This is a genomic window from Pseudomonas sp. SORGH_AS_0199 (assembly GCF_031453735.1).
Classification (GTDB): Bacteria; Pseudomonadota; Gammaproteobacteria; order Pseudomonadales; family Pseudomonadaceae; genus Chryseomonas; species Chryseomonas aestiva.
In genome coordinates, this window is record NZ_JAVJAE010000001.1 from 4,749,081 (window position 1) to 4,761,469 (window position 12,389).

Sequence of the window (12,389 nt, forward strand, 5' to 3'; positions counted from 1 at the left end):
CGCCTACCCCTCAGGTTTTCAGGATACCCGCGTTCCCTATGTCTTCCTCCCGCTCCACCGCTCCCGCCGTCGACCCCGACCAGAAGACCTCGGCCCGCCGGCTGATCTTCATTACCGTGCTGGTCGCCACCATGGGCGCCCTGGCCTTCGGCTACGACACCGGCATCATCGCCGGCGCCCTGCCCTTCATGACCCTGCCACCCGACCAGGGTGGCCTGGGCCTCAACGCCTACACCGAGGGGCTGGTGACCGCCGCCCTGATCGTCGGCGCGGCCTTCGGCTCGCTGGCGGCGGGTTATCTCGCCGATCGCTACGGCCGCCGCACCACCCTGCGCCTGCTGTCGATCCTCTTCGTCGTCGGCGCCCTGGGTACCGCGGTGGCGCCCTCGGTGGAGCTGATGGTGGTCGCGCGCTTCGTGCTCGGCCTGGCGGTGGGCGGCGGATCGGCCACGGTGCCGGTGTTCATCGCCGAGATCGCCGGGCCCAAGCGCCGCGGTCGCCTGGTGAGTCGCAACGAGCTGATGATCGTCAGCGGCCAGCTGCTGGCCTATGTGCTCAGCGCCCTGCTCGCCTGGCTGGTGCACGACAACGGCATCTGGCGCTACATGCTGGCCATCGCCATGGTGCCGGGCATCCTGCTGTTCGCCGGTACCTTCCTGCTGCCCACCTCGCCGCGCTGGCTGGCGGCCAAGGGCCGCATCGAAGAAGCCGAAGCCGTGCTGGAGCGCTTGCGCGACACCCCCGAGGAGGTCGAGCGCGAGGTCCAGGAGATGCGCGAGAGCGAGGAGCAGGCCAGGCATCGCCCACCCCTGCGCGAACTGCTCGGCCAGGGCTGGGTGGTCAAGTTGCTGCTGCTGGGCATCGGCCTGGGCTTCGTCGCCCAGTTCACCGGGGTCAACGCCTTCATGTACTACACCCCGATCATCCTCAAGAGCACCGGCATGGGCACCAGCGCGGCCCTCACCGCCACCATCGGCAATGGCGTGGTCTCGGTGATCGCCACCCTGCTCGGCATCTGGGCCATCGGCCGCGCCGGACGGCGCACCCTGCTGCTGATCGGCCTGGTGATCGTGGTCGTGGCGCAACTGGCGCTGGGCAGCGTGTTGCTATGGCTGCCGCAGAACCTCACCCAGAGTTACCTGGCGCTGGCCTGCATCCTGGTGTTCCTGCTGTTCATGCAGATGTGCATCGCCCCGGTCTACTGGCTGCTGATGTCCGAGCTGTTTCCCAACCAGGTCCGTGGCCTGCTGACCGGGGTAGCGGTAGCCGTGCAATGGCTGTGCAACGCCACCGTGGCCTTCAGCTTTCCGGTGGCCCTGGAAGCCATCGGCAACTACACCTTCTATGTATTCGCCGCCATCAACCTGGGCTCGCTGGTATTCGTCTATTTCTGCCTGCCGGAGACCCGCGGCAAGTCTCTGGAAGAAATCGAACGCCATCTGAAGAAAGAGCTATAGCGGGTCGTTAGCCGACCGATCGGCGATTTTGCGGCTTGCTGCGGACCAAATGGAATAATTTTTCATTCCGTATCAAGTCGGACTTATCCAAGCCGATGCAGAGTGAAGGCATGTTGCCGTCACTCTTCGCGCAGCGCGCGACCGGGGCTTTCGATGAACATCAAACAAAAACTCACCTCGCTTTTCGCGGTAACCGCCTGCCTCCCGGTGATCCTGGTGGCGGGCGTGGTCATCATGAACGTGCGCAGTCAGGCCACCGGCGACTTCCTCGACGGCAGCGGGCGCGAAATCCGCCAGATCGATCGCAACATCCAGCAGTTCTTTGCCGGCATCCAGCAGAACGTCGACTTCCTCGCCAAGGAGCCGAACATCCTGGCCTTGGAGGGGCTGAAGAACTACAGCGGCGCCGATGCCGCCCAGATCCCGCAGCCGGAAGCCGGCCAGCAGGCGCTGAGCTATTTCACCCGCTTCGCCAAGACCCACCCCACCACCGCCTACCTGTCGGTGGGCCTGGCCGATGGCGGCTACGTCAGCTGGCCGGACGACGCCAAGCTGGCCAACTACGATCCGCGCGTGCGCCCCTGGTACCAGGCGGCCATGAACAATCCGGGCAAGGTGGTGCGTACCCCGGCCTACTACTGGGCGACCGACGACGTCTCGCTGATGGGCGTGGTACGAACCATGGAAGACGCCAGCGGCAAGGTCCGCGGCGTGGTGGGCCTGGACATCTCGCTCAAGCAGCTCACCGACCTGGTCAAGAGCATCACCCTGGGCCAGAGCGGCTACCTGATGCTGGTGGAAGACAACGGCAACGTGCTGGTCGACCCCCGCGATCCCAAGCACAACTTCAAGCAGCTCAAGGAGCTGGGCGACGCCTACCAGACCCTCAGCGGCATCCAGAGCGGGCTGGGTGAGGTCAATCTCAACGGCACCGACTACATGGTCAACGTCTATCAGGCCAAGGACCTCGGCTGGAAATTCATCGGCCTGATCGAGCGCAGCGAAGTCATGGGCAAGGCCACCGCCCTGACCTGGCAGATCGCCGGCATCACCGCGGTGCTGGCGCTGCTGTTCGCCGTGCTCGGCGCGGCCTTTGCAGGCATGATCGTGCGGCCGATCCGCGGCGTCTCCGCCGGCCTGGAATCCATCGCCCAGGGCGAAGGCGATCTGACCAAGAGCCTGAACGTGCAGGGCAAGGACGAAACCGCCGCCCTGGCGGGCTGGTTCAACCAGTTCCTTGCCAGCATCCGCCAGCTGGTGCAACGCATCGGCCAGGCCTCCAACGATCTGCAGCAGGCCTCGCAGACCACCACCCAGGCGGCGGCCAGCATGAACGAGGTAGCCGGTCGCCAGCGCGAAGCCGTGGAGCTGGTCTCCACCGCCTTCAACGAGATGGTCGCCACCTCCAACGAGGTCGCGCGCTCCTGCAGCCAGGCCGCGGCCTCCGCCGACGCCGGTCATCACAAGGTGCAGGAAGGCTACGGCCAGATCGAGAAGGCCACCGGCAACGTCAACCGCCTCAGCGGCAGCCTGGCCCAGTCGGCCCAGGCCATGGCGGTGCTGGAGCAGGACAGCCACAACATCAACACCATCCTCGACACCATCCGCGGCATCGCCGAACAGACCAACCTGCTGGCGCTCAACGCTGCCATCGAAGCGGCGCGGGCCGGCGAGCAGGGGCGCGGCTTCGCCGTGGTGGCCGACGAGGTGCGGGCCCTGGCCAAGCGCACCGCCGACTCCACCGGCGAGATCGACGGCCTGCTCGGCAGTCTGGCGCGGCGCACCCAGGAGGTCACCCGCCAGATCGAGACCAGCCTGGAGCTGTCGCAGACCAGCGTGACCTCCATCAGCGAGGCGCGCGGCAGTTTCGAAGGCATCCGCCAGTCGGTGGACGAGATCCGCGACCAGGCGCTGCAGATCGCCGCAGCAGCCGAGGAACAGCATCAGGTGGCCGAGGACATCAACCGCCACATCGCCCAGATCCACGACGACGCCCAGCAGGTGGAAGGCCTGGCCCAGTCCACCACCCGCGACTCCTCGCGCCTGTCGCAACTGTCGGGCGAACTGGATGGCCTGGTAAGGCGCTTCAAGGCCTGATGACTTTTTGGCGGTAACAGAAGCCCCGCGGGTGATTCCGACGGGGCTTTTTGCTGGGCGGGATTTCGGTGGCGCGTGGATAAGGCTGCGCCGTTATCCACTCTACGCAAGCTCCCGCGCTGGATTGCCCCCTCCCCCCCCTGGGAGAGGGCTTGGATGAGGGTGCCTCTAGCAAAACCGTAGCGTGGAAAACGGCGCAGCCTTTTCCACTGAGTATCGAACACCCCGTTGGGCTTCGCTCAACCCAGACTACGACGCTGGTGGTAGCAGAAACCCCGCGGGTGATCTTGGCGGTTTTTTTGTTGGGCGGGATGTCGGTGGCGCGTGGATAAGGCTGCGCCGTTATCCACTCTACGCAAGCTCCCGCGCTGGATTGCCCCCTCCCCCCCCCCTGGGAGAGGGCTGTGATGAGGGTGCCTCTAGCAAAACCGTAGCGTGGAAAACGGCGCAGCCTTTTCCACTGCTGGATCTGGCAACCCCGTTGGGCTTCGCTGCGCTCAACCCAGCCTAAGACGCTACGACGCGGTCCCGATACACTCCCCTCAAGCTCCGGACGGCAAGCCCTGGTCGCGATCGCCACGCAGGCTGCTATGGGCGGCCTGACAAATCTCGCGCAGGCCGCTCTTGAGGCCTTCTTCGAGGGTGGGGTGGTAGAAGGGCATGTCGAGCAGCGAACTGGCGGTCTCGCCATGGATCAGCGCCAGCACCAGCAGATGGCCGATATGGTCCATGCCCGGCCCCACCATGGCCGCGCCGGTGAGCTTGCCGGTGCCCGGCTCGGCATAGAAACGGGCGATGCCCTGGTTGCGCGCCTCGACCCGGGCGCGGCCCTGGTCGTGGTAGGAAGAGGTGCCGATCAGACTGCCTTTGTCGGGCGGACTGCCCAGCACGGCCACCGGCGGATCGGTGAAGATCAGCGAAAACAGCGGCGACCTGGGGGTGGGTCGGACCTCGGGATAGCAGGCGGCATTGTGCCCGGCGATGGCGCCCTCGTCGGAGGCCTCATGGAGGATCGGCCGGTCGTGGTCGGCATCGCCGGCGATGAAGATCGACGAAGAGCCGCACTGCAGCGTCTCAGGGTCGTAGACCGGGGTGCCATGGTCGTCCAGCTCGATGCCGGTGGTTTCCAGCCCCAGGCCCTTGAGCCGTGGCGGTCGCCCGGCGGCCACCAGCACGTAGTCGAACGCGCCCTCGCCGCTCGCCGCGCCGGACCAGGACAATCGCACGCCCTCGCCTTCGCGGCGGGCGTCCACCTCGACGTCCAGCAGCAAGGTCAGGTCCTGTTCCAGGATCTTGCGCAACTCGGCCTTGACCTCCAGATCCTTGAGCGCGCCCAGGCCATCGTCCTGGCCGAACAGGGTGACGGCCACGCCCAGACGGGCCATGGCCTGGGCCAGTTCCAGGCCCACCGGACCGGTGCCGATCACCGCAAGGGAGCGCGGCAGATCGGGCAGCTCGAAGATCGTCTCGTTGGTCAGCGCCCGCTCGCCCAGCGCGGCGAAAGGTTCCGGCACCAGGGGATAGGAGCCGGTGGCGATGACCACGCTGCGGGCACTTATAGTCTTACCATTACTGAGCTGTAGACGATCCGCCGCCACCAAGCGCGCCGTGGCCTGCTGGGCCACGCCCGCGGGCAACTTGGCGAAACCCTGCTTGGTGGCGGCGACGAAATGGTCGCGCTCACGGCGTACCCGCGCCATGACCGCCGCGCCATCGACGCTGACGCTACCCACTTCGATGCCGAAGGTAGCGGCACGGCGGACAGCGTGATGAGCCTCACCGGCAACGATCAGCAGCTTGGAGGGCATGCAGCCCACGGAGGCACAGGTAGTCCCGGCCCAGCGATCGTCGATCAGCAGGGTCCGCGCGCCCTGGCGCCGGGCGGCGCGTTCGGCGGCGAGGCCGGCGGTTCCGGCGCCGATCACGGCGACATCGCAGTCGAGATCGGCAGAGCTGGAAGGGGCTGCGGGATCACTCATCTCATCACCTGACGTTGCGAAGGATTAACCCGACTCGCGCCAGGGCTCCAGCAAGGGACCCCAAGCGCAGCGTTGAGGTTGCATTCCCAAGGCGTGACCCACTTCGACAAAAAACCGACAATTCTTGTCAGGACTGTCAAATTCCATGCCACTCGTCACTTTATACTGGCGAACTGGAACCATTGAGGGTGTCCTATCCTCAATTAGCCAACTTAAATGGACGCAGGCACTCACATGGAACGTGACATCAGCAAGATTCCGCTCATCAACGATTGGTCCTACCTGATCGCCCTGGAAACCGGCCTGTTCACCCGTGGTGAACTCAGCGGCGTGGTACTCAAGGCCCTCAATGACCAGGCTCGTCTGCTCTCCCGTCGCTACCTGGTGCAGAAGTCCAAGCTGGATGTGCGCAAGCTGTCGCCGGCCGAGACCGAGATCCTCGATACCCTCAGCGACACCGCCGCCAGTCTGAGACGCCGCCAGCGGCTGCCGCACAACATCGTCAAGAGCCTCAGAGCCGGCGGCCTGATCGCCGCGGTCGAGCGCAGCGTCTGCGCCTCGGGCATCCTGCAGTGCCACAACGGCTTCTACGAAGACGGCCTGGAGCCGGGCGCCTTCGAACAGATCGTCATGCGCCATCCGCATGAATTCGGCGATCACGCCCGCCAGAGCGCCGCCCTCTATTTCGCCCAGGAACCCTTCGCCCTGGAACAGTCGCAAGACGTGCACGAACAGCCGCTGCAGGCCAGCGCCTGATGAGCGAGGCGTACGCAACGACCGGGGCGGCCGGGAGGCCCCAGACCCCGATCGCCTGCGCGCGCCTCGCCGCCCCCGTTCCTTCTTGCAGTACCGCTTTTCCGGAGTCCTGGCGCATGACGCCCGCTTTCGCGCCGCTCAGCCCCCCATAGCGCCCCTGCCCTCGCCGGCCGACCGATCGGGCTGATCGCGTCGGCTGTCGCCCTTTCGCTGCCGGTCCAGCCGGCAGCGGCCTTTGCCTGCGCGCGTCTCACGACGGGCGTTTCCGCCGATGCCGTCTGCGTCGCTGTCCGCCTGGAGTTCGCTCCCGAGCGGCGGCCGCGGCATGGGCCACGGCTGCGAGGAGCAGACATGACCACCGCTCACGTCCCCCACGGACGCAACAACTTCGATTTCCTGAGATTCGCCGCGGCGTCCACCGTGGTGATCGGCCATGGCTTCTGGCTCTCGGGACATATCGGCGCCGAGCCGATCCTCAACTTCACCGGCTTTACCGACGCGGCCAATATCGCCGTCTATGTGTTCTTCGTGATCAGCGGCTTCCTGATCACGGCGTCCTTCCAGCGCAGTCGCAATCCCCTGGACTTCATCCTCAAGCGCGCCCTGCGGATCTTTCCGGCGCTGATCGTCTCGGTGCTGTTCTCGGTGCTGGTGGTGGGCTGGCTCGCCACCAGTCGCGAGACGAGCGCCTACTTCAGCGATCGCCAGACCCTGGGCTTCTTCAAGAACATCCTGCTGATGACGCGCTTCGAGCTGCCCGGCGTCTTCACCGGCAATCCCTTTCCGGACACGGTGAACGGCAGTTACTGGACCCTGCCCTACGAGGTGTTCATGTACCTGTCGCTGCTGATCATCGGCGTGCTGGGGCTGCTGACCCGATCGGTGGTCATGGCCACTCTGGTGGTGCTGGTGCTGGGCAACTTCCTGCTGCTGCCGCAGATGGGCGTCGCCAGTTTCGTGCTGCACAAGGTGTTCAGCCTGGGGATGTTCTTTTTCGCCGGCGCCCTGCTGCAACTCGCGGGGCCGCGCATCCCCTGGCGCCTGGATATCGCCCTGGCGCTCTGCCTGCTGTCGCTGGCGGCCATCGTCTGGCATATCCTGCCGGTGATCCACCTGGTGTCGCTGGCCTATGTGATCATCTACCTGGCCCAGGTGCAGGTACCGGTGCTGCACGGCTTCGGCCGCTTCGGCGACTATTCCTACGGCCTCTACCTGTTCAACTTCCCGGTCCAGCAACTGCTCATGCACTGGTTTCCCGACAGCTTCTCGCTGCCCGGCTTCCTGCTGGTGAGCTACGTCCTGACCCTGGGCTTCGCGGTGCTCTCCTGGCACCTGATCGAGGCGCCGGCGCTGAGATTCAAGCCGCGCCGCCAGGCCCCGACCGCGCCGGTGGCACCGGCCTGACCCCGGATGGCCGGTCGCCTCAGCCGAGGCGACCGGCGAGGGCGAAACCGGCCAGGGTCAACAGCAAGGATCCCAGCACATGGATGGTGATGGTGAGCGCCGCCCAGCCCAGGCGACCGCTCTGCAGCAGCCCCACCACCTCGGCGGAAAAGGTCGAGAAGGTGGTGAAACCGCCGCAGAAGCCGGTCACCAGCAGCAATCGCCACTGGGCTTCCAGCCCCGGATAGCGGGAAAACAGTCCCAGCGCCAGACCGATGACGAAGCCGCCGACCAGGTTCACCAGCAGGGTGCCCAGGGGCAGCAGTGGGAACAGCGCATTCAGCCGCAGGCCGACCCACCAGCGACAGGCGCTGCCCAGGGCACCGCCAACCATCACCGCGAACAGCGCATAGGGCATCTCAGACTCCTCTCAACGACGGCGGGCGGCCAGGAGCAGGACGGCAATGCCGGCCAGGGCGGACAGCAGCGACCCCAGCAGCACGCCGATCTTGACCTCGTCGACCAGGAAGGGCGCCCCCGGAAAGGCCAGGGCACCGATGAACAGACTCATGGTAAAGCCAATGCCGCAAAGCAGCGCTACACCATAGAGCTGTAGCCAGCTGGCACCTTCGGGCAGTCGCGCCAGACCGCTGCCGATGGCCAGCACCGCCATCAGCGTGATGCCTACCTGCTTGCCGAGAAACAGCCCCAGGGTCACACCCAGCGGGACCGGATCCAGCAGGTTGGCGGGCGACATCCCGGCCAGGGACACCCCGGCATTGGCGAAGCCGAACAGGGGCACGATCAGAAAGGCCACCCAGGGGTGCAGCGCGGACTCCAGCCGGAGCAGCGGCGAGGCATCGTCGGCCTCGGTATCGCCCAGCGGAATGAACAGCGCCAGGATCACCCCGGCCAGCGTCGCATGGATGCCCGAGCGCAGCATGCAGAACCACAGCAGCGCCCCGACCAGCAGATAGGGCAGCAGGGCGGTGACCTTGAGGCGATTGAGCAGGAACAGCACGGCCACCAGACCGGCCGCGGCCAGCAGCATGGTGGTGGAGAGGTCGCTGGTATAGAACAGCGCGATGATCAGCACGGCGCCGAGGTCATCGAGGATCGCCAGCGCCGAGAGAAACACCTTGAGCGATGCCGGCACTCTCGAACCCAGCAGCGACAGCACACCGAGGGCGAAGGCGATGTCGGTGGCGGCGGGAATGGCCCAGCCGGCGAGCGTCTGGGAGTCGTGGCGATTGACCAGGGCATAGAGCAGCGCCGGCACCAGCATGCCACCCAGGGCGGCGAGACCCGGCAGGGCGCGATCGCCCCAGCTGGCGAGTTGGCCGACCGCCATCTCGCGCTTGATCTCCAGCCCCACCAGCAGGAAGAAGATGGCCATCAGGCCGTCGTTGATCCAGTGACCGAGCGAAAGGCCACCCACGTACCAGTGCAGACTGGCGAAATAGCCGTCGGCCAGCGGCGAGTTGGCGACGATGAGGGCGATGGCCGCGGCCACCATCAGCACGATACCGCCGGCCGCTTCGGCGGCGCAGAAGCGATTGAGAAAGGCCAGGGCCTTGGCGGGGGAAGGCAGAGGTGACATGGGCAGCAGGACTCCGCGCGGCGGCCCGACCTGCGCTCGATTCAACCTGTCCTACCGCACGATTGCGGCGACACCCAGCCGATAATCCTACTACGGCAGCGCGGGTGGTCGCAGCAGAAAATCGCCTCACGGTGGCGGGAGCTCTGGGACGCCGCCTGGCCGCTTGCGGTGGCGGCCCGCGGTCTTCGCCGGTATTGCCAGGGCTCCGTACAGGGAGGACCATCAGCGCCCGCGTTATGCCCAGCAGTTGCTAGCCCATGCCCCAGGAACCCCTTACGCCGTCTCCCTCCCTCTTCGCCCGTCTGCTCCAGGGCCTGCGTGCCTTCTGGCCAGCGCCCCTGCCCATCGACGGTCGCGAACGCCTGCGCGCCAGCCTGGGCGCCGGCCTCGGCATCCTGCTCGCCGCGCTCCTGGCGGCCTGGTGGCTGGAAGGCCAGCCGGTGCATCAGCATGGCGCCCTGGCGCTGGCCCTGGTGGCGCCGCTGGGCGCCAGCGCCGTGCTGGTGTTCGCCCTGCCCTCCAGTCCGCTGGCGCAGCCCTGGTCGGTGGTGGGTGGCAATACGCTGTCGGCGCTGATCGGCATCGCCTGCGCGCTGTGGATTCCCGAAGCCAACCTGGCCGCCGCGGTGGCGGTTGCGCTGGCCATCGCCGCCATGTTCACGCTGCGCTGTCTGCACCCCCCGGGAGGCGCCTCGGCGCTGCTGATGGTGCTGATCGGCGCCCAGGATTTCAGCTATGCCTGGAGTCCGGTGGCGCTGGACTCGCTGCTGCTGGTGAGTGCCGGCCTGCTCTACAACAACCTGACCCGGCGCCCCTGGCCCCATGTGCCACGCCCGGCCGAGCCGAGCGGCGAGACGCGCCTGCAGCGCGCCGACCTGGACGCCGTGCTGGCGCGCTACAACCAGGTGCTGGACATCAGCCGCGACGACCTCGCCGAATTGCTCGAACAGGTGGAGGCGCGTGCCTACCAGCGCAAGATGGGCGAATTGCGCTGCGCCGATGTCATGAGCCACGAACCGGTGACGGCCCGTGCCGAGATGCCGCTGCAGGAAGCCTGGGCGCTGATGCGCGCCCGCCGCATCAAGGCGCTGCCGGTGGTGGATCGCCAGGGCCATCTGCTGGGCATCGTCACCGTCGCCGACTTCATGCGGCAGATCGACCTGGACGTCCACGAAGGCCTCGGCTGGCGCCTGCGCTCGCTGGTCCGGCCGAAGGCCCGCCAGGACGAAAACAGCGTCGGCCACATCATGACCCGCACCGTGCGGGTGGCCAGCGCCGACCGCCTCCTGATCGACCTGGTGCCGGTGTTTTCCGAGAACGGCCACCGCCACATCCCCATCATCGATGGCTCGCGCCGCCTGGTCGGCATCATCACCCAGTCGGATCTGATCCGGGCGCTGTACCAGGCGGTACGAGCCTAGGGCTCACACCTGGAAGCGATTCACCAGCCCCTGCAGGTCCACCGCCAGCCGAGACAGCTCCTGGCTGGCGGCGTTGGTCTGGCGGGCACCGTCGGCGGACTGGGTGGAGAGATCGCGGATGTTGACCAGATTGCGATCCACTTCCCGGGCTACCTGCGCCTGCTCTTCGGCCGCGCTGGCAATCACCAGGTTGCGCTCGTACATCTCGCCGATGCGGGTATTGATCTCTTCCAGCGCCACCCCGGCGGTTTCCGCCAGGGCACGCGTGGCCTGGGCGCGCTCACTGCTGCTGTGCATGGAGCCCAGGGCCTGACTGGCACCGCTGCGCATGCCCGAGACCATCTGTTCGATCTCGTGGGTGGACTGCTGGGTGCGGCTGGCCAGGGCGCGCACCTCGTCGGCCACCACGGCGAAACCACGCCCGGCCTCGCCGGCCCGCGCCGCCTCGATGGCCGCATTGAGCGCCAGCAGGTTGGTCTGTTCGGCGATGGCGCGAATGACGTCGAGCACCTTGCCGATGTCCTGGGACTGCTCGGCGAGCCGCTGGACCAGGGTCCCGGTGGCGGACACCTCGTCGGACAGGGCGGCGATGGCGCCCAGGGTGTCGGCGACCCGGGTCTGGCCCTGCTGCGCGGCCTGGCTGGAGGCCCGCGAGGCTTCGGAGGTGGAGACGGCGTTGCGCGCCACCTCGTCCACCGCGGTGCTCATCTCGGTGACGGCCGTGGCTGCCTGTTCAAGCTCGTCGTTCTGTCGCTGCAAGCCCTGGCCAGCGGCCTCGGTGACCGCGTTGAGCTCTTCGGCAGCGGTCGCCAGCTGGGTGGAGGAGCCGGCGATGCGCGAGAGGGTCTCGCGCAGTTGCGCCTGCATCTGCTGCAGGGCGCGCTGCAATTCGCTCACCTCGTCGCGGCCTTGCACGGCCAGGGTCTGGGTCAGGTCGCCCTGAGCGACGCGGCGGGCGGCCAGCAGCGCCTCGCGCAGCGGTCCGACGATGCTGCGGGTCAGCAGCCAGGCCATCAGTACCGTGGCCAGGGCGGCCAGGGCGATCACCGCGATGACGATCAGCCGCGAGGCGGCGTAGCGGTCCGCCGAGATCTTGCCGTCGCGTTCGATGCCCTCGGCATAGAAGTCGCCCAACTCGCCCAGCTGCTTGCCGGTGCCGTCCACCACCGGCTTCATGTCCACCAGGGTCAGTTTGTTGAGCGCGGCGGTATCGCCACGGCGGGCCAGGGCGAAGGACTCGGTCATGCCCCGCTGATAGGTGGCGAAATCACGCTTGAAGAGGTCCCAGCGCTGGTGCTCCTCGGGGGTATCGACAAAGACCTCATAGGCCTTGATGCCGTCCATGAGCACCTTGTTGCGTGCCTCGTACTGACCGACGTAGGTATCGATGTTGCGCGGGTCCGAATCCAGCGCCAGGCGCAGGGAAATGGTACGGATGCGCAACATGTTCTCGCGAATGGCGTCCACCGCGCGGATGCTGGGCACCCAGTCACGCTCCGTCACCACCTGGCGCTCGCGGATACCCGCCATCTGTGCCAGGGAAAACAGCCCGAGAAAGGCCACCATCAGGGCAATCAGGCCGAAGCCCAGGGCAGCCCGAGGCGCGATGTTGCAATTGCGTAACAGCATGGAAGTCTCCGTGGCCTCTGGCCCTGTTGTTGTCAGACAACAGATATCGGCTGCTACCCCTGGGGCT

The 12,389-nt window shown here is 66.9% G+C and carries 9 protein-coding genes and 1 pseudogene; 6 read left to right on the plus strand and 4 right to left on the minus strand.

The window, feature by feature from the left end:
• The first annotated feature begins 38 nt into the window (after window positions 1-38).
• The 3 genes and pseudogenes from QE444_RS22250 (at window position 39) to QE444_RS23735 (ending at window position 3,554) form a co-directional block, all read left to right on the plus strand.
• Window positions 39-1,457: a sugar porter family MFS transporter gene (locus QE444_RS22250; protein ID WP_285389676.1), complete on the plus strand. Its 1,419-nt coding sequence runs from the start codon at window positions 39-41 to the stop codon at window positions 1,455-1,457.
• A gap of 234 nt (window positions 1,458-1,691) precedes the next feature.
• Window positions 1,692-2,699 (plus strand): annotated as a pseudogene (locus tag QE444_RS23730) (cache domain-containing protein); the annotation flags it as partial.
• An 87-nt stretch (window positions 2,700-2,786) separates the two neighbouring features.
• Window positions 2,787-3,554, plus strand: a complete 768-nt coding sequence (locus tag QE444_RS23735) for a methyl-accepting chemotaxis protein (RefSeq protein WP_372240067.1) — start codon at window positions 2,787-2,789, stop codon at window positions 3,552-3,554.
• 542 nt (window positions 3,555-4,096) lie between these two features.
• Here the strand turns inward: QE444_RS23735 and QE444_RS22260 are convergent.
• On the minus strand, window positions 4,097-5,533 hold the full coding sequence (locus QE444_RS22260; protein WP_285389680.1) for a dihydrolipoyl dehydrogenase: 1,437 nt from the start codon (window positions 5,531-5,533) through the stop codon (window positions 4,097-4,099).
• A 234-nt stretch (window positions 5,534-5,767) separates the two neighbouring features.
• Between QE444_RS22260 and QE444_RS22265 the strand changes: the two genes are divergently transcribed.
• A complete protein-coding gene (locus QE444_RS22265) occupies window positions 5,768-6,289 on the plus strand; it encodes a hypothetical protein (protein WP_187980319.1) in 522 nt (173 codons plus the stop codon).
• A 351-nt stretch (window positions 6,290-6,640) separates the two neighbouring features.
• Window positions 6,641-7,693, plus strand: a complete 1,053-nt coding sequence (locus tag QE444_RS22270; protein WP_187980320.1) for an acyltransferase — start codon at window positions 6,641-6,643, stop codon at window positions 7,691-7,693.
• 19 nt (window positions 7,694-7,712) lie between these two features.
• Here the strand turns inward: QE444_RS22270 and crcB are convergent, their stop codons facing one another.
• On the minus strand, window positions 7,713-8,090 hold the full coding sequence (gene crcB / locus QE444_RS22275) for a fluoride efflux transporter CrcB (RefSeq protein WP_187980321.1): 378 nt from the start codon (window positions 8,088-8,090) through the stop codon (window positions 7,713-7,715).
• Window positions 8,091-8,102: 12 nt separating this feature from the next.
• Window positions 8,103-9,272, minus strand: a complete 1,170-nt coding sequence (gene nhaA, locus QE444_RS22280) for a Na+/H+ antiporter NhaA (protein WP_285389683.1) — start codon at window positions 9,270-9,272, stop codon at window positions 8,103-8,105.
• A gap of 257 nt (window positions 9,273-9,529) precedes the next feature.
• On the opposite strand from nhaA, the gene QE444_RS22285 reads away from it, so the two are divergent.
• Window positions 9,530-10,693 (plus strand): HPP family protein, encoded by a 1,164-nt coding sequence (locus QE444_RS22285; protein WP_187980323.1) that lies wholly within the window; start codon window positions 9,530-9,532, stop codon window positions 10,691-10,693.
• 3 nt (window positions 10,694-10,696) lie between these two features.
• Here the strand turns inward: QE444_RS22285 and QE444_RS22290 are convergent, their stop codons facing one another.
• Entirely contained in the window at window positions 10,697-12,322 is a 1,626-nt protein-coding gene (locus QE444_RS22290; protein WP_280308844.1) for a methyl-accepting chemotaxis protein, read from the minus strand.
• Window positions 12,323-12,389: the final 67 nt, after the last annotated feature.